The sequence below is a fragment of the Bradyrhizobium sp. STM 3561 genome, assembly GCF_045571455.1.
GTDB classification, from domain to species: Bacteria; Pseudomonadota; Alphaproteobacteria; order Rhizobiales; family Xanthobacteraceae; genus Bradyrhizobium; species Bradyrhizobium vignae.
The window spans coordinates 2,144,996-2,160,383 of the sequence record NZ_CP120695.1 but is presented as its reverse complement, the minus strand read 5'-3'; the positions used below and the strand labels follow the sequence as shown (position 1 = coordinate 2,160,383).

The following is a 15,388-nucleotide window of genomic DNA, read 5'->3' as shown; positions in this document are numbered from 1 at the left end:
AGTTGAATTCACGCCATGCTGACCCAGAGCTCCCTAGACCTGATCTTCCGCAACGCGCTGTTGCGATCATCCGCCGCACCCCTTGATATCGGCGTGAAGGGCGGACGTATCGCAGCGATCGAGCCCCACCTCGCCTGCGAGGCTGTCGAGATCGATCTCAGTGGGCATCTCGCCCTGCCCGGGTTCGTCGACACGCACATCCATCTCGACAAGGCCTGCCTGCTCGGCCGCTGCGCGCACGATCACGGCAGCCTCTCGGAAGCGATCCGCGCCGTTGCCGGGATGAAGAAGGATTTCACGGTCGAGGACGTCTACGCGCGCGGCGCAAAAGTGCTCGAACGCGCCATCGTCCACGGCACGACGCGGATGCGAACGCATGTCGAGATCGACCCGCGCATCGGCTTGCGCGGCTTCGAGGCGGTGAAGGCGCTTCAGCGCGACTACGCCTGGGCGATCGATCTGGAGCTCTGCGTCTTCCCGCAGGAAGGCCTGACCAACGATCCCGGAGCCGAGGAGTTGCTGATCCAGGCGCTGCGCGACGGCGGCGAGGTCATCGGCGGCTGTCCCTACATGGACGCCGACCCAAATGCGCATCTCGCGCGCGTCTTCGATCTCGCTGAGGAATTCGACGTCGATGTCGACCTGCATCTCGATTTCGATCTCGACCCCACCTGGTGGCATCTCGATGAGGTTTGCCGCCAGACCGGGCGGCGCAACTACGGGGGACGTGTGGCGATCGGCCACGCGACAAAACTCTCCGCACTGCCGCCGGAGCGTATGAAGGCCGCCACCGCGCAGCTGGCAAAGGCCGGCATTGCCGTCACCGTGCTGCCCGCGACCGATCTCTATCTGATGGGGCGCGAAGCTCCCTGCAACGCGCCACGCGGGCTGACGCTTGCACACAAGCTCGCGGGCGACGGCGTCGTGTGCTCGATCGCGACCAACAACGTGCTCAACCCCTTCACGCCGTTCGGCGATGCCTCGCTGCTGCGGATGGCGAATTTCTACGCAAATGTCGCGCACGCCTCGGTGAGCGATTTCGACACCTGCCTCGATCTCGTGACCGAGCTCCCGGCCCGGCTGATGAACCTCAGCGATTACGGTATCAAGGTCGGCAATCCCGCCGATCTCATCGTGCTCGATACAAAGGACGGCCGCTTCGCTATCGGTGAGCTGCCCGATGTCCTGATGGGCTTCAAGGGCGGCCGGCAGACATTTGCGCGGCAGCGGCCCACCCTGTTCAGTCCGAAGAGGTGAGAGCGGTTCCGCTGGATATCCCGGGATCGCGTGACACTGCACGCGGAACATTCCGAATTGGTCATCACGCCGTCGTACGAGCGGTCCCCGCAGTTCGATTTTACCGCCGGCTCGAGCCTACCGAAGTCGGTAGAATCCCGGACCGTAGCCCAACGCATTGCGAGGCTGGCCACGCCGACCATAACTACGGCCTGCACTGACCATATGCGTTCAGTGGGGAAGTAGGGGTATGTTCAGCGCATTCAGCAGCATCGATGATGATTCCGTCCCGGCCCGTACACCCACCGATTCGGCGGTGAAGCGGCTCGACGGCATCGGCCATGTTCTCTCGGGTCTCGATATCACGGCGATCCAGACGCAGGCCGACGTGAACCGTACGCTCTGGACGCTCGATGCCGCCAACAAATGCGTTCGCGCCGTGCTAGCGGAATTCCGCACACAACCGGCCACGGAGCAGCTCGTCCGCAAATCCAGAAATCTGATCGATCTGATCGAACGCGCGCGCGACCAGGTCGTGAGCTTTCGGGTCTTGGCACGATCTTGATCTGATTACTTGGTGCGATTGATCTTGGCGAGGATCCGGTCCGCCTCGGTTCGCCCTGCTCGCCACCGAGCTTGATGTCGTAGGCGGCCATCTTGATGTCCTGCTGACGCAAATGCTCGGCCAGAATCCTGCCGCCCTCGCCATAGCCGACCAGCCCGATCTGCCAGCGCCTGGGATCATCTGCCATCAGTTCAATCCTCGCGTCGTCACATCGAAAAGCTCTTCGACCGCGTAGCACCGCGGAATCAGCGCCTGCTGAAACGCATAGTCGACGATCAGCTCGAGCGGCTTCCTAATGGCCTCGATCCCGAACGGGACGAGGTCGGGTGTTGCCGCAGGTCCTGCCTGCTCCTTGTTCCGCTTGAGCAGATCATAAACGCCCGCGACCACATCGGGGCGCGATTTCGCGAGTTGCTCGGTCACGACCACCAGATGATTGACCGGCACGACGCCGCGCCGCGCGTACCATTTGGCGGCCTCGCCGGCGGGATCGGGAAACAGCGGCTTCAGCTTGGGATTATCCGAGGTCTCGCCGAGCGCGGCGTCGAGCTCGCCGTCGAGCAGCATCTGGAGAATCTTCTTGTCCTTCGGCGCGCGCTCGGTGCTGTCGACATATTCGGCGACATGGGGATCCTCGAACGTCACCCATTTGACATTGTCGAGATTGACGCCGTAGTCGTTGGCAAGGATGCCCCTGATCCAGGCCCCCGTCGTGGTCGTGAAGGAGCGGATGCCGACGCGCTTGCCTTCGAGATCGGTCGGCCGCAGCGTTCGATGCGCGGGGTTGTACAGCGCATGGGAATGCTGAAAGCGGCCGAGCATGGTTGCCGGTAGCAGCACCAATGGCTTGCCGTGGGCTTTCGCCATCAGATAGGTGACGATCGCCATCTCGCAGACGTCGAAGGCTTGCTCGCGCACCATCGGTTTGAACGCCGCGTTGGTTGGCGTGTACTCGACAAAGTCGAGATCGAAGAGGTCGGAGCGGAGTTCGCCGCTCTTCACCGCCTTGACGTGAGGGTGACCACCGAGCACGGTCTTCAACTTGAGACGATCCATGCACCCGCTCCGCTTCCCGTCGCTTCAGACGTCCTCGGGATTGTCGACATAGACGAGGCCGACCTTCGCCAGTGCCTCGCGCATGCCGTACATGTCGAGGCCGAGCTCGCCCGAGGCCAGCCGCGTGCGCTTGCCTGCTTCATCCGCGTTGCGCTTCTTCGCCTTCTCGGCGACTTCAGGAGCATAGCGTTTCGCGACCACCACCACGCCGTCATCATCGGCCACGACGATGTCGCCGGGATCGACATTGACGCCGGCGCAGACCACGGGGACGTTGACCGAGCCGGGCGTGGCCTTCACCGTGCCCTTGGCCGAGATAGCGCGGGACCACACCGGAAATTTCATCTCGTGCAGCGCTTTGACATCGCGGCAGCCGGCATCGATGATCAGCCCCTGCACGCCGCGGGCCTGGAGCGAGGTGGCGAGCAGCTCGCCGAACATGCCGTCGGTATTATCGGTGGTGCAGCCGACGACGAGGATGTCGCCCTTCCTGCACTGCTCGACCGCGACATGGATCATCCAGTTGTCGCCGGGTTGCGCCAGCACGGTGACGGCGGGACCGGCGATCGACGCGCCTGCCCAGACGGGGCGCAAGTAAGGCTTCATCAGGCCAATGCGGCCATAGGCCTCGTGCACGGTCGAGACGCCGTACTCCGCCATTCCGGCGGGATCGGCGCGCTTGATGTTGCGAACGACGACCGACTTCATGCCAGTTCCTCCGCAACCGTCGGAAACAGGCGCTGATAAGCCTCGCCGTAAGTCATGGGCACGCCGGTGTTGCGGCTGCCCTGGATGCCGCGGTTGAGCGCAACGCGTTCGTAATAGCCCCAGAGATGCTTCTGCGCGGCGAGGATCTGGAACGCCTCGTGCTTCTCGTTCCAGACCTCGTCGATCTTGAGGATCGTGTCGGGCTTGTAGTTGCACTGCTCGGGCTGGTGCGGCTCGAACAGGAACACCGGCGGTGCCGAATATTTGTACTGCGCGCCGGGCTTATGGCCCATCGCCTGCGCGACCACGCGCGTCTCCTGCGCGAAATGCGCCGCGTTCGGATGGTCGAAATTATACGGGTCCTCCAGCGCGTGCGTCAGCACGAAGCTCGGATTGAGCTCCCGGTAGATGTCGACCATGCGATCGAAGTGTGCCTCGGTGAGCTTGAGCGGATAATCGCCGCAGTCGAAGAACTCGATTTCGGCACCAAGCAGCTTTGCGGCGCGCTCCGCCTCGTCCCTGCGGCCGGCCTTGACCGATTCCAGCGTCGCGCCCTTCTCCTTCCAGGCGAACTGACTCTCGCCGCGCTCGCCGAAGGACAAGCAGACGATCTTCATGCGATAGCCCTTCTTCGCATGCAGCGCGATGGCGCCGCCGGCGCGCCAGACGAAATCGCCCGGATGAGCGGTGATCACGAGACCTGTTTTCATGGGTCACTCCTTTGATAGCCGTTGGCCGGCGTCCCCTGCGGCGCGCAGCTTCTCGATCTCAGCAACGTCGTCATGCCTCGAACTCGAACAGGCGCGCGGGATTGTCGACGAGGATCTTGTTCTGGAACTCCGGCTCCGGCGCGAACAACGGAATCAGGTCGACGAGGTCACCGTCATTCGGCATCACCTTGACGTTGGGATGCGGCCAATCGGTGCCCCAGACGACGCGATCCGGCGCGGTCTCGATGATCTTTCGCGCGAACGGCACCGCGTCGGTGAACGGCGAACCGCGCGAGGACACCCGCTCCGGGCCGCAGATCTTGACCCAGCACTTCTCATCGCGCTGCATCAGCTCGATCAGAATCCTGAACGGCAATTGATCGAGCCCTTCCGACGCCTTCACCCGGCCCATATGGTCGATGGTGTAGCGCAGCGGCAGCCTGGTCAGCATGTTGGCATATTCCGGCAGGTCGATCGCATCGAAATGCAGATCGACGTGCCAGCCGAGCGGCGTGACCATCGCGATGATGCGGTCGAACACGCGCTTGTCGGGAACGCCGCCGAGATGGCGGACGAAATTGAAGCGGCAGCCGCGGAAGCCGCCCTCGTGCAGCACGCGAAGCCCGCGCTCGGTGATGCTGTCGTCGATATTGGCGACCGCCCGATAGGCGCCGTTGCTCTGCGCGATGGCATCGAGCGCCACCCTGTTGTCGGTGCCGTGCACGCTGGCATTGACGATGACGGCGCGCTCGACGCCGAGCTTGGCGTGCAACGCGCGGAAATCCTCCAGCGGCGCATCCGGCGGCGTGTAGGAGCGGTCCGGCGCGTAAGGATATTTTGCGCCGGGCCCGAAGATGTGGCAATGCGCATCGCATGACAGCTTCGGCAGCTTGAACGTCGGCCTGCGCGTGTTCGGATCGGGCGGCGGAATGGTCGGCGTGTACATCGTCGTCATCGGGTGAACCGCCGAAGCGAGATCGCTTGCTTCAAGTTTTGCTGCTGAGGGCCGGCCGCCGCCGCGCCGGCGCCGTCTGATCCAGCGCCGGCGCCTGGAAGGCGGCGACGGTGGCCTGCACCAATTGCTCGATGGCGCCCGCGGCATCACTGCCGTCGGCCTCGCCGCGCGACAGGCGCGACACGCGCTCCGGCGTCACCAGCGAATAATAGAGTGCACCGAGCAGGAAATGGCTGCGCCAGACGATGTCGGCGCGCGGGATGTGCGGAAGGCTCTCATGGATCGCGTCGATGAAGGCATGGCTGGTGTCGTCAAAGGTCTGCGCGATGATCTTTCGCGCGACCTCGTTGCCCTCCGCGGACATCACCGCGCGCAGCCGCGTGAAGCGCGCGCCGCCACCGGCAAGATCGCTGCCCGAGGTGAACGCCGGCACCACATAGGCGCGCACGATCGCCTCCAACCGGTCCTGAAGATCGCGCACGCGCCTGGCGGCGGCGAGCAGCTCGGAACGGCGCAGATTCATCGGCCCGCAATGGCGCCGATAGATCTCCAGCAGCAGGCCGTCCTTGGTCTTGAAGTGGTAGGTGACGCTGCCCGGATTGGCCCCTGCGGCCTGCGCGATGTCGCGTACCGAGACGGCGTTGAAGCCGTTGGTGGCGAACAGCTCCTCGGCCGCGGCGAGGATCGCCTCGCGCATGTTCGGCTTGCGGGCCGTTTCCTTGCTGGTGGGTTTGCGGATCATGGGATTTGTACTATCGTACAAAAGATAAGGTCTCGTCAACAAAAACCGTGGGCAATGGCAGGACGGTCCAGCAACGGGCCTGGGCCGTTCAGTTATGGACCCGCGCCGGCATTTGCTCCGGCGGCGCGGGCCCGTCGCACCAAATCGGCATCATCGTCGCCCGACGGGATCAGGATCGCGCGCTCGCGCGGCAGCGCCTCCGGCATCTCGTCGCGGATGAAGGCCACGAGCTTCTCCCTGATCTCGCAGCGCAGGTCCCAAGATTGCGGTGCATTCCGCGCGCTGACCAGCGCGCGGAGCTCGATGGCGCGCGGATCCGCGTCGATCACCTGCAGATTCACCACCGCACCGTCCCAGAGTTTTGACTCCTTCACCGCGCCTTCCAGCCAGCGCCGGATGCGCGGAACGTCGGCGCGATAGTCGACGTGGAGCGCGATCACGCCGATCAGGGATGCGGTGTCGCGCGTCCAGTTCTGGAACGGCTTTTCGATGAAATAGGACAGCGGCACCACCATGCGGCGCCAGTCCCACAGCCGGATCACGACATAGGTCGAGGCGATGTCCTCGACCCAGCCCCATTCGTTCTCTATGATCACGGCGTCCTCGATGCGGATCGGCTGGGTGATCGCGATCTGCAAGCCCGCGATCAGATTGCTCAGCAGCGGCCGCGCGGCAAGACCGACGATGATGCCGGCCGCGCCGGCGGAGGCGAACAGGCTGACGCCATATTGCCTCACCGAGTCGAACGTCATCAGCGCGGTCGACGCCGTGATGATGACGATGATGGTGTCGGTGACGCGCTTGAATACGCGCACTTGCGTGACGTGCTTGCGCGCGATGAAGTTCTCTGTGACGTCGCGAAAGTTCTGCAGATAGCGCGCCGCGCTCATGTCGACGATCCGGATGGAGATCCAGCCGGTCAGGGCGATGAAGAACACGACGAACAGGCGCGTCAGCGGGGTGCGGATTATGTCGTCGAGCGGCGCAAGCGGCAGCACCAGCGCGACCGCGGCAAGGCAGAGCGCCATTTGCGCCGGGCCTGCCGTACGCTGGATGAACACACGCAAGAGCGGAAGACGGGTTCCGAAGGTGCGGTTGAGCAGCCAGGCCGCGACCCGGTGCGCGAACAGCGCGACGATGATCGCACCGGCAACCAGACTGAGACCGATGAACCATGACGGTACCCAACCAAGCATCCCGTCGATGTCGGCCATGAGACCCTGCCAATTCATGAGTGTCCCCGTAATGCATTCCCGTCAGCGTTCAACGCGTTGCGGCGAGCTTCGCTCCCCGGCCTCGCGCAACGCGGCATCCCACTGGTGCAACCGTCGCCGGAATGCGCTAGCTTGGCTACCCATGACTCGACGCACCGGCAGCGCTGATCTTCCTCTTCACACCGGACGAGTTCCGCCGTGGCTGGCGAGCCGCATGTCCTCGCTGGGGGCGATCGTCACCCAAGCGATCGTGCATCATTACGGCCGCGATGCGTTTCTCCAGCGCCTTTCGCATCCGTTCTGGTTCCAGTCGTTCGGCGCCGTGATGGGGATGGACTGGCACTCTTCCGGCATCACCACCTCCGTGATCGGCGCATTGAAGCGTGGGCTCGGACCGCTTCAGGACGAGCTCGGGATTTACGTCTGTGGCGGCCGAGGTCAGCATTCGCGCAAGACGCCGGATGAGCTGTTGCAACTCGGCGACCGCGTCGGATTCGACGGCATCAAGCTGACCCGTGCCAGCCGCCTGGTGGCCAAGGTCGACAGCGCCGCGGTCCAGGACGGCTTTGACCTTTACCTCCACGGCTTCTTCGTTACCGCCGACGGCAAATGGACGGTGGTGCAGCAGGGCATGAATGGCGACAAGCGGCAGGCGCGACGCTATCACTGGCATTCCGAGGCGCTGAAGAGCTTTGTCGATACGCCGCACAGCGCAATTGACGGGCCGCAGCAGGGGGAGATCGTCAATCTCACCGATCATCGCGCCGATATTTCCCGGGCGGCGCAGGTCGAGCTGCTCTCCGATCTCGGCCCCGACCGCATCATCTCCGAATTCGAACGGCTCATGGAGGCCGAGTCCACGCCGGCACAAGGCACGCTGCCGCACCTGATCATGCCCGCACATCACGACGTCCGTCCCAAGGACGTGTTCGCGCGCCGCCTGCACGGCACGCTCGCCGCCGCGGCCGAGCGTGGCCCGGTCGATTTTCCGGAGCTGCTGCTGACGCCTGGCGTCGGAGCGCGCACCGTGCGCTCGCTCGCGATGGTCGCGGAGGTCGTGCACGGCGCGCCCTATCGCTTCGGAGACCCCGCGCGCTTCTCGCTCGCCCATGGCGGCAAGGACCGACATCCCTACCCCGTTCCGATCAAGGTCTATGACGAGACCATTCGGGTGCTGAAGGGCGCGATCCAGAACGCGAAGCTCGGACGCGAGGAGGAGATGCAGGCGATCAAGCGCCTCGACGATCAGGCGCGACGGCTGGAGCGCACCGCACAGGGCCCTTCGGTTGCGGATTTCATCGCGGGTGAACGTGCGGCCTCACCGGATCTGGACGGCCGCTCGGTGTTCGGCTGGGAGCGCGATCTTATGCCCACAAAAAAGCGGACCGGCTGAACACCGGTCCGCAAGTTGGCGGGAGGAACCCCTCTCAGGTCTCGTCGGTCTCCGGCTCCTCCTCGAGCCGATTGGCCGCGTGATCCTGATACTGCTCGGTCTGGATGAACTTGCTGTCCATGCCACGAATATCCGAATGCTGGGCCTTGTCGCGGTTGGACAGGACCATGTTGTCGCCGATCTTGTCCTTGGGGACTTCGGCCATGGCGCCAGTACCGTCGCCCTTGCCATGCATGCCGGATCTGAAATGCGTCTTGCTGCCATGCCCACCTGGCATTGGTCTCTCCTCTTCTTGCAGTGGTCGAGCTCTGAAGGCTCAGTGCTTCTGTTGCGCTGGCGTCGGCTTCGGCGGCTTATGGCCGCGCTGACCGGGGTTGTTGTGCTTGTTGTGGTCGCTTTCCTGGTTGAGACCGCCGCGGCTCACCGCAAACTCGCTTTGACGCGCCTCCGGGTTGGTCCGATGAACGGGCGTGTCGCGGCGGTCATGACCGGCAGCCTGCTCGAGTTCTCGCGCATCGGGAATATCAGGCTTGCGCTCAAGGATGCGCACTTGCTGTTCATGGGTCTTCTTGCCCTGCATCGTGGGCCTCCAATCTTACCGTCCCCTTCGGGGCGAACCACTCCGCGCGACATCCTTGTCGATACCGCCACCGATGTTCACGTCGTTCTCGACGTCGCCTTCGATGGTGTTCTCGCCAAAGGTGTCCTCGAGATCGTCAGACGAGATGCCTGCCATCTTCGTCCCCTTCGATCCGCCGATCAGGGGATTGTCGCGCATGTCCTTTTCAGTCGGCGCGTACAGCTTGGGTTGCTTGTTGGTCATGTCACCTGCCTCCGCCCTTTCCGGCCTCATCGTGCCTATGATGGGAATCGCGCTCTCCCCCACCGCCGGAAATCCGGCTGTGGCTGCGCTGCGGATCATCCGCCGGCGGCTTCTTCACCTCCAGTGGCGACTTGGCGTTCTCATGCGACGCGCCGGGTCCGCCCTGGCGAATGCTGTTTGGTGTCTTGGTGGATGTCGACATGAATGTCATCCTCCTCAACGATCTTGCTGATAGCCTTGATTGGTCGTGTTCTGCTTGATGTTGCCTTGCTGTCCCTGCTGGTCCGGATTCTGCACACGCCGCTGGCCGTGCGGCGTCTGGTCTGAGCGGACCTGCTTGCTGTCACCAGTTCCCTTGGGGCTCTGGTTGGCATCTGGGACGGGTGGCATCTTGCTGGCCATGGGACCTCCTCGTGGGAAAGCGACGCCGTGGCGCCGTCAGTGCCGCTCCCGCGCAGCGGGTGCGGAGATGTCCTTCAACGCGTCTTGCGCGCACTCGTCATCTGTCCTGCTGATGTCTGCGAGTGCAACGACACCGACCAGGCGCTTCTGGCGGTTGATCACCGCGAGACGCCGGATCTGGTGCGTGGCCATGACCTGCGAAGCGCCTTCGACATCGTCGTCTTCGAAGCAATAACAGACGCCCTCGGACATTACTTCGCGCACGGACGTGTTGCCCGGCGCGCGTTCCTCCGCCACCGCGCGCGTGACGATGTCCCTGTCCGTGATCATGCCGATGAGGCGATCGTTCTCGCCCACCGGCAAGGCTCCGACATCGTCGTCGCGCATCCAGCGGGAGGCTTCCCGTATGGTCATGTTGGGATCGGCAATGTGGACGGATGATGTCATGATCTCGTGAACTTGCATGCTGGATCTCCGGTCATCTTTCGGGGTATCCGTCTGCTAACGCCGGCCTCGTGGGGAGGTTTCTGTCGGCCTAGTGCGACATACTCCTCTGATCCGTCGTGCCGGGTTCCGCGCTCCAGATCGCCCGCACGTCCTCCGGCAAAGCTTCCCTGACCTTTTCGATCTGGCCCGCGGTCAAGTGCCGGGAGAGAACATTGAACACCGCACGTGCGGCATCCTCCGTATCGACCGGTCGCCCGAACTTCAGTTTCTCCGCGATCAGCTGAAGAAACTCTTCCAGCGATCGCACCCGGCTCGGCATCGCCGATGGCCGGAACTGATCATAGTACGCGCCGCGGACCAGCAGCGGCAGCTGTGATCCCAGATGCGCCGCAAGCTCCACCGGCAGGCGATCACGTATCGCGTGCAGCACGGCCGTCGTTACGCGCCACGACTGCTGATCGTCCAAACCGATTTGCTCGCTGATCTCGTTGAGCCAGAGATGCGTCGTCTGCGCCGTCTTGTCGAACACCGGAATCGCACTGGAACTCATTGTAAACCTCCGCTTCCGGATTTCGAGGTTTGGATCACAACAGGTGCGATCACGCACCGTTCCTGGCCGAGGCGCAAACTTCAGATGAAATTTGCACTCGGAACGAGCGCGATTCCGGAGTTGCGGCTCGTCAAGCGGCCCGCTGGGCGGACATCGCCGTCATAGCGTCGTCCAGAACCGGAAGCTTCTCGATCGCGCGAAGTCCCGGCCTGCGACGCCACCGAATTTGCGAAGGCTCGACAGCGAGCCGGAGTTTCGGCCAACGCGCGAACAGCGCTTCCAGCGCGCAGGCCGCCTCGATGCGCGCGAGCTGATGGCCGAGGCAGAAATGGATACCCGTGCCGAACGAGATATGGCGGTTCGGCTTACGTTCGAGATCGAGGCTCTCGGGACGATCATGCATCGCCGGATCCATGTTCGCGGCGGCGAGCATCACCATGACGCGGTCGCCCTTCTTCAGGCGCACGCCTTCGACCTCGACGTCGCGCCGCACATAGCGCGGCTTGGAGAATTGCACCGGCGAGACGAAGCGCAGGAACTCCTCGACCGCAAGCCCGACGCGACTCCAGTCCTGTTCCAGCCAGTCGCGCAGCTCGGAATTCCTCAGCAGCTCGTAGACGGAACCGCTGATGAGATGCGTTGTGGTTTCCGATCCCGCCGCGAGCAACAGAAACACCATCGAGACCATTTCATCTGGCGTGATCTGGCCGCCTTCGCGCTCGACCTGGATCAGCTCGGCAATCAGGCCCTCGCCGCCCTGCACGCGCGCGATCTGCAACTGCTGCTCGAGGTAGCCGCGCATCCTGCGGAACGCGAACAGCAAGCGGAAGAAGCTGAGGACATTCGTCAGCGAGGACATCGCGTTCGCCCAGGCGATGAACTTTGGACGATCGGCCAGCGGCAAACCCAGCAGCTCCGAGATAACGGCGAGCGGCAGGATTCGCGCATAGCGCTGGACGAGATCGGCCGGTCGCTCCTTCGCGAATAGCCGATCGGCGAGACCGTCGGCGATGGCGCGAATTCGCGGCTCCATCGCGACGATCGCGCGGCGGCGAAAAGCTTCATCCACAGCTACGCAGCCGCGTGTGATCCGGCTCGTCCATCGTCAGCATGTTGTTGGCGATGGTCCTGACGTATCTCGGCATCCACCAGCGCAAACCCGCGACGTCGCCATCCTCCTTGCGCAGCGTGAAGGTCGCGCTGTCCTTCAGGACCTGCGCGGTGGCGTCATGTGTCGTGGTAATCCAGACATCGCCAATGAGAGGAAATCGTGTCGCGACCACGGGGCCGGACATGCGTAGTGTCGCAATCACCTTGGGCGGATCGCGAAAGAAGGCCTCGCTGGTGAAATCGAGGCGCACGACCATGGCATCACCGGACTAATTGCTGCGATCTCACCCAGATGGCGGGTGGCTCGGCCGGAGCAAGGGGACATACCTGCGTCCCTACGGCGCAGATGCCGAGAAACCGGTTAACCCCGCCCGGGTGAACGCTGCCCGCTTTTGCGCTGTTGCTGCGTGTAGGCGTCCCAATGGCTCCAGCTGCCATTGCTGAGGCTTTGCAGATCGGTTGCGAGCGGACGGCGCGTGCGCTTGTCGTGATCGGCGATCGCGCGCTCCGACTGCGCGATCTTCCGCTTGAGCTCCGCGATCGACTTCTGGGTCTGTCCATTCCGCTTCGACGAGGCGATCTCCCCCATCGTGAAGCGCGCGGTCTCCAGCGCCTTCAACTCGGCGCGATTCTTCTTCAACTGAACCCGGTGCCAGGCGATATTGCTGTCGCTGTCCGCAACCATGTGGGAACTCCGCTGATTCGCTCCCACATAGTATCAAGCGCCGAATCGGCGCCGCAACGCCCGCCAGAGGGCGAAAATGCGGTCTCTTTCGGGCTTAGCGCTCGGCGAAAGCCTTTTCGACCACGAACTGAGCGGGCTCGCCGTGGTTGCCTTCGACAAAGCCGCGCTCGGTCAGGAGCACGCGGGTGTCCGCGACCAGCGCCGGGCTGCCGCAGATCATGACGCGGTCCCGGGCGGCTTCCAGCGCCGGCAGGCCGATATCGGTGAACAGCTTGCCTGACGTGATGAGGTCGGTGATGCGGCCGCGGTTGCGGAAGGGATCGCGCGTCACGGTCGGATAGTAGATCAGCTGATTGCGGATGTACTCGCCGAGCAGCTCGTCCTTCGGCAAATGCTCGGTGATCATCTCGCCATAGGCGAGCTCCTTCACGTGCCGGCAGCCGTGCAGCAGCACGACCTTTTCGAAGCGCTCGTAGGTCTCGGGGTCCTTGATCACGCTCAGGAACGGCGCGAGACCAGTGCCGGTGCCGATGAGATAGAGGTTGCGTCCCTCTTCCAGGTTGTCGATCACCAGCGTGCCGGTGGCCTTGCGGCTGACGATGATCTCGTCGCCTTCTTTCAGGTGCTGGAGGCGCGAGGTCAGCGGACCGTCCGGCACCTTGATCGAGAAGAACTCCAGCGTGTCCTCGTAATTGGCGCTGGCGACGCTGTAGGCCCGCAGCAGCGGCTTCTCGCCGACCTTGAGCCCTATCATGGTGAACTCGCCGTTGCGGAAGCGGAAGGTCGGGCTGCGGGTGGTCTTGAAGGAGAACAGCGTATCGGTCCAGTGGTGGACGCTCAAAACGCTTTCCTGATTGAAATTGCTCATCTCACCCTTCCGTTTCGCTTCTGTGCGGTTCCGAGGCGGCCAGCTATGCGTCGTTTGTACACGATCATTTGTATACTAATGAATAATCCGGCTTGATCCCGCGGTCAAGGCTGCCCAAGATCGGAAGCGTTGCAGCTAGGAATAAGGAGCCCTTTCCATGGCGCATGACGCACCCCAGGCCGCCGGACCCTCGAAGCTCGTGATCCGAAATATCGGCCTGATCCTGTCCGGCGCCTTGGAAAAGCCGATCCTGGACGGCGACACCATCGTCGCCGAGAATGGCAAGATCAGCGCGATCGGCCGCTTCAAGGACGTCAACACCGAAGGCGCGACCACCATCGTCGACGCTAACGGCACCACGGTGGCGCCTGGGCTGATCGACAGTCACGTTCACCCTGTCGCCGGTGACTGGACGCCGCGCCAGAACCAGATCAACTGGATCGACAGTTACCTCCATGGCGGCGTCACCACCATGATCTCCGCCGGCGAAGTCCACATGCCCGGCCGTCCCCGCGACGTCGTCGGCCTCAAGGCCATGGCCGTGTTCGCCCAGCGCGCGTTCTGGACCCTGCGTCCCGGCGGCGTGAAGGTTCACGCCGGCGCGCCGGTGATCGAATGCGAGATGGTCGAGGAAGACTTCAAGGAGATGGCCGCCAACGGCGTCAAGCTGCTCGGCGAGGTCGGCCTCGGTGGCGTGAAGGACGGCCCGACCGCACGAAAAATGGTCGGTTGGGCGCGCAAATACGGCATCCAGAGCACGATCCACACCGGCGGCCCCTCGATCCCTGGCTCCGGCCTGATCGACAAGGACGTGGTGCTGGAGGCCGACACCGACGTGGTCGGCCACATCAATGGCGGCCACACCGCCCTGCCTGATGACCAGATCCGCTGCATCTGCGAGGGCTGCAAGCGCGGCCTCGAACTGGTGCACAACGGCAATGAGCGCTCGGCCCTGTTCACGCTGCGCACCGCGCGCGAGATGGGCGACCTGCACCGCGTCATCCTCGGCACCGACGCCCCCGCCGGCTCCGGCGTGCAGCCGCTCGGCATCTTGCGCATGGTGTCGATGCTGTCCTCGCTCGGCGAGCTTCCGGCCGAGATCGCCTTTTGTCTCGCCACCGGCAACACCGCCCGGATGCGCGCGCTCGATTGCGGCCTCATTGAAGTCGGCCGTTCCGCCGACTTCGTCATCATGGACAAGGCGCAGCACTCGCCCGGCAAGAACATTCTGGAGAGCGTCCAGCTCGGCGACCTCCCCGGCATCGGTATGACCATCATCGACGGCATCGTGCGCACCCAGCGCAGCCGCAACACGCCGCCTGCCGGCAAGGTGCCGGAGGTGGTGGCGAAGTGACGGCACGTGCCGTCATTCCGGGGCACGCGTGAGCGCGAACCCGGAAATCTCGCGCAACAATCTCCGGATTCCGGGTTCACGCGCTCTGCGCGTGTCCCGGAATGACGGTGTCATTCACCTCAACTTATTGAGCAGCGCCATCAGCGTCTCGCGCTCCTTGGCGTCGAGCGGCGCCAGAGTTTCCCGCGTGATCGCCAGCGCATTCGGCGCCAACTTCTCCGCAAGCTGCAGTCCCGCGCGGGTCAGGCTGACCAGCAGGCGCCGTCCGTCATCGGGATCCTGGCTCGTCTCGGTCAGGCCGCGCGCGGTGAGACGATCGATCACGCCCTTGATGGTCGCGACGTCCATCGCCGTCAGGCGTCCGAGCTGATTCTGCGAGCACGGGCCGGTCTCGGCGAGCTTCGACAGTGCTGCCCATTGCGTCGGCGTGAGGTTGGTGCCGATGTCGCGGGCGAAGATCGAGCTGTGACGCTGCCAGACCTGGCGCAGGATGAAGCCGACCTGCTCGTCGAGCACGTAAGGCGGTTTCGACGGTTTGACGTTCTTCTTCGCCGCCACGCTTCTCGCCAT

At 63.9% G+C, this 15,388-nt stretch carries 19 protein-coding genes and 3 pseudogenes; 4 read left to right on the top strand and 18 right to left on the bottom strand.

Annotated features, from left to right (window positions below; genetic code table 11):
* The first annotated feature begins 15 nt into the window (after positions 1–15).
* Both P6U28_RS09840 and P6U28_RS09835 read left to right on the top strand, forming a co-directional pair.
* Entirely contained in the window at positions 16–1,257 is a 1,242-nt protein-coding gene (locus tag P6U28_RS09840; protein WP_122403788.1) for an amidohydrolase family protein, read from the top strand.
* A 229-nt stretch (positions 1,258–1,486) separates the two neighbouring features.
* Positions 1,487–1,801 (top strand): hypothetical protein, encoded by a 315-nt coding sequence (locus P6U28_RS09835; protein ID WP_122403789.1) that lies wholly within the window; start codon positions 1,487–1,489, stop codon positions 1,799–1,801.
* A 52-nt stretch (positions 1,802–1,853) separates the two neighbouring features.
* On the opposite strand, the pseudogene P6U28_RS09830 reads toward P6U28_RS09835, so the two are convergent.
* From P6U28_RS09830 to P6U28_RS09800, 7 genes and pseudogenes are all read right to left on the bottom strand, one after another.
* Positions 1,854–1,988: pseudogene (locus P6U28_RS09830) on the bottom strand (NAD(P)-dependent oxidoreductase); the annotation flags it as partial.
* Entirely contained in the window at positions 1,988–2,857 is an 870-nt protein-coding gene (locus P6U28_RS09825; protein WP_122403790.1) for an ABC transporter substrate-binding protein, read from the bottom strand. The gene P6U28_RS09825 and the pseudogene P6U28_RS09830, both read right to left, overlap by 1 nt.
* Positions 2,858–2,881: 24 nt before the next feature.
* Positions 2,882–3,565 (bottom strand): 4-carboxy-4-hydroxy-2-oxoadipate aldolase/oxaloacetate decarboxylase, encoded by a 684-nt coding sequence (locus P6U28_RS09820; protein ID WP_122403791.1) that lies wholly within the window; start codon positions 3,563–3,565, stop codon positions 2,882–2,884.
* A complete protein-coding gene (locus P6U28_RS09815) occupies positions 3,562–4,275 on the bottom strand; it encodes a PIG-L deacetylase family protein (protein WP_122403792.1) in 714 nt (237 codons plus the stop codon). The genes P6U28_RS09820 and P6U28_RS09815 overlap by 4 nt, the downstream gene beginning before the upstream one ends.
* A gap of 70 nt (positions 4,276–4,345) precedes the next feature.
* A complete protein-coding gene (locus tag P6U28_RS09810) occupies positions 4,346–5,230 on the bottom strand; it encodes an amidohydrolase (protein ID WP_209294355.1) in 885 nt (294 codons plus the stop codon).
* 31 nt (positions 5,231–5,261) lie between these two features.
* Positions 5,262–5,972, bottom strand: coding sequence for a TetR/AcrR family transcriptional regulator (locus P6U28_RS09805; RefSeq protein WP_122403794.1), 711 nt, complete (start codon positions 5,970–5,972; stop codon positions 5,262–5,264).
* Positions 5,973–6,060: 88 nt separating this feature from the next.
* Positions 6,061–7,204: pseudogene (locus P6U28_RS09800) on the bottom strand (mechanosensitive ion channel family protein).
* Positions 7,205–7,328: 124 nt separating this feature from the next.
* Here P6U28_RS09800 and P6U28_RS09795 point away from each other — a divergent pair.
* Complete coding sequence (locus P6U28_RS09795) at positions 7,329–8,579, top strand: DUF763 domain-containing protein (protein WP_122403795.1); 1,251 nt, start codon at positions 7,329–7,331, stop codon at positions 8,577–8,579.
* Between the two features lie 34 nt (positions 8,580–8,613).
* On the opposite strand, the gene P6U28_RS09790 is transcribed toward P6U28_RS09795, so the two are convergent.
* The 10 genes and pseudogenes from P6U28_RS09790 to P6U28_RS09745 form a co-directional block, all read right to left on the bottom strand.
* A complete protein-coding gene (locus P6U28_RS09790; protein WP_122403796.1) occupies positions 8,614–8,856 on the bottom strand; it encodes a hypothetical protein in 243 nt (80 codons plus the stop codon).
* A 39-nt stretch (positions 8,857–8,895) separates the two neighbouring features.
* Positions 8,896–9,159 carry a hypothetical protein gene (locus P6U28_RS09785; protein ID WP_122403797.1) on the bottom strand — a complete coding sequence of 88 codons (264 nt, stop codon included), beginning with the start codon at positions 9,157–9,159 and terminating at the stop codon, positions 8,896–8,898.
* 15 nt (positions 9,160–9,174) lie between these two features.
* A complete protein-coding gene (locus P6U28_RS09780; protein ID WP_122403798.1) occupies positions 9,175–9,402 on the bottom strand; it encodes a hypothetical protein in 228 nt (75 codons plus the stop codon).
* A 1-nt stretch (position 9,403) separates the two neighbouring features.
* Positions 9,404–9,604, bottom strand: a complete 201-nt coding sequence (locus P6U28_RS09775; protein ID WP_122406730.1) for a hypothetical protein — start codon at positions 9,602–9,604, stop codon at positions 9,404–9,406.
* Between the two features lie 14 nt (positions 9,605–9,618).
* A complete protein-coding gene (locus P6U28_RS09770; protein ID WP_122403799.1) occupies positions 9,619–9,804 on the bottom strand; it encodes a hypothetical protein in 186 nt (61 codons plus the stop codon).
* A 36-nt stretch (positions 9,805–9,840) separates the two neighbouring features.
* A complete protein-coding gene (locus P6U28_RS09765) occupies positions 9,841–10,269 on the bottom strand; it encodes a CBS domain-containing protein (RefSeq protein ID WP_407122112.1) in 429 nt (142 codons plus the stop codon).
* A 70-nt stretch (positions 10,270–10,339) separates the two neighbouring features.
* Positions 10,340–10,801: a DUF2267 domain-containing protein gene (locus P6U28_RS09760; RefSeq protein WP_122403801.1), complete on the bottom strand. Its 462-nt coding sequence runs from the start codon at positions 10,799–10,801 to the stop codon at positions 10,340–10,342.
* A gap of 130 nt (positions 10,802–10,931) precedes the next feature.
* A pseudogene (locus tag P6U28_RS09755) lies at positions 10,932–12,168 on the bottom strand (cytochrome P450).
* A 104-nt stretch (positions 12,169–12,272) separates the two neighbouring features.
* Positions 12,273–12,596, bottom strand: a complete 324-nt coding sequence (locus tag P6U28_RS09750) for a hypothetical protein (RefSeq protein ID WP_122403802.1) — start codon at positions 12,594–12,596, stop codon at positions 12,273–12,275.
* 94 nt (positions 12,597–12,690) lie between these two features.
* Positions 12,691–13,464 carry a ferredoxin--NADP reductase gene (locus tag P6U28_RS09745; protein WP_122403803.1) on the bottom strand — a complete coding sequence of 258 codons (774 nt, stop codon included), beginning with the start codon at positions 13,462–13,464 and terminating at the stop codon, positions 12,691–12,693.
* 157 nt (positions 13,465–13,621) lie between these two features.
* Between P6U28_RS09745 and P6U28_RS09740 the strand changes: the two genes are divergently transcribed.
* The gene (locus tag P6U28_RS09740; protein ID WP_122403804.1) at positions 13,622–14,818 is read left to right on the top strand and encodes an amidohydrolase family protein; all 1,197 of its coding nucleotides are present in this window, start codon (positions 13,622–13,624) and stop codon (positions 14,816–14,818) included.
* Positions 14,819–14,932: 114 nt separating this feature from the next.
* Here P6U28_RS09740 and P6U28_RS09735 read toward each other — a convergent pair whose 3' ends face one another.
* Positions 14,933–15,388 (bottom strand): MarR family winged helix-turn-helix transcriptional regulator, encoded by a 456-nt coding sequence (locus P6U28_RS09735; protein WP_122403805.1) that lies wholly within the window; start codon positions 15,386–15,388, stop codon positions 14,933–14,935.

What these genes read in the sequence shown, in the direction of transcription:
- P6U28_RS09840 (WP_122403788.1), top strand. Translation starts at nt 16, where the DNA reads ATGCTGACCCAGAGCTCCCTAGACCTGATCTTCCGCAACGCGCTGTTG.
- P6U28_RS09835 (WP_122403789.1), top strand. Translation starts at nt 1,487, where the DNA reads ATGTTCAGCGCATTCAGCAGCATCGATGATGATTCCGTCCCGGCCCGT.
- P6U28_RS09825 (WP_122403790.1), bottom strand. Translation starts at nt 2,857, where the DNA reads ATGGATCGTCTCAAGTTGAAGACCGTGCTCGGTGGTCACCCTCACGTC.
- P6U28_RS09820 (WP_122403791.1), bottom strand. Translation starts at nt 3,565, where the DNA reads ATGAAGTCGGTCGTCGTTCGCAACATCAAGCGCGCCGATCCCGCCGGA.
- P6U28_RS09815 (WP_122403792.1), bottom strand. Translation starts at nt 4,275, where the DNA reads ATGAAAACAGGTCTCGTGATCACCGCTCATCCGGGCGATTTCGTCTGG.
- P6U28_RS09810 (WP_209294355.1), bottom strand. Translation starts at nt 5,230, where the DNA reads ATGACGACGATGTACACGCCGACCATTCCGCCGCCCGATCCGAACACG.
- P6U28_RS09805 (WP_122403794.1), bottom strand. Translation starts at nt 5,972, where the DNA reads ATGATCCGCAAACCCACCAGCAAGGAAACGGCCCGCAAGCCGAACATG.
- P6U28_RS09795 (WP_122403795.1), top strand. Translation starts at nt 7,329, where the DNA reads ATGACTCGACGCACCGGCAGCGCTGATCTTCCTCTTCACACCGGACGA.
- P6U28_RS09790 (WP_122403796.1), bottom strand. Translation starts at nt 8,856, where the DNA reads ATGCCAGGTGGGCATGGCAGCAAGACGCATTTCAGATCCGGCATGCAT.
- P6U28_RS09785 (WP_122403797.1), bottom strand. Translation starts at nt 9,159, where the DNA reads ATGCAGGGCAAGAAGACCCATGAACAGCAAGTGCGCATCCTTGAGCGC.
- P6U28_RS09780 (WP_122403798.1), bottom strand. Translation starts at nt 9,402, where the DNA reads ATGACCAACAAGCAACCCAAGCTGTACGCGCCGACTGAAAAGGACATG.
- P6U28_RS09775 (WP_122406730.1), bottom strand. Translation starts at nt 9,604, where the DNA reads ATGTCGACATCCACCAAGACACCAAACAGCATTCGCCAGGGCGGACCC.
- P6U28_RS09770 (WP_122403799.1), bottom strand. Translation starts at nt 9,804, where the DNA reads ATGGCCAGCAAGATGCCACCCGTCCCAGATGCCAACCAGAGCCCCAAG.
- P6U28_RS09765 (WP_407122112.1), bottom strand. Translation starts at nt 10,269, where the DNA reads ATGCAAGTTCACGAGATCATGACATCATCCGTCCACATTGCCGATCCC.
- P6U28_RS09760 (WP_122403801.1), bottom strand. Translation starts at nt 10,801, where the DNA reads ATGAGTTCCAGTGCGATTCCGGTGTTCGACAAGACGGCGCAGACGACG.
- P6U28_RS09750 (WP_122403802.1), bottom strand. Translation starts at nt 12,596, where the DNA reads ATGGTTGCGGACAGCGACAGCAATATCGCCTGGCACCGGGTTCAGTTG.
- P6U28_RS09745 (WP_122403803.1), bottom strand. Translation starts at nt 13,464, where the DNA reads ATGAGCAATTTCAATCAGGAAAGCGTTTTGAGCGTCCACCACTGGACC.
- P6U28_RS09740 (WP_122403804.1), top strand. Translation starts at nt 13,622, where the DNA reads ATGGCGCATGACGCACCCCAGGCCGCCGGACCCTCGAAGCTCGTGATC.
- P6U28_RS09735 (WP_122403805.1), bottom strand. Translation starts at nt 15,388, where the DNA reads ATGGCGAGAAGCGTGGCGGCGAAGAAGAACGTCAAACCGTCGAAACCG.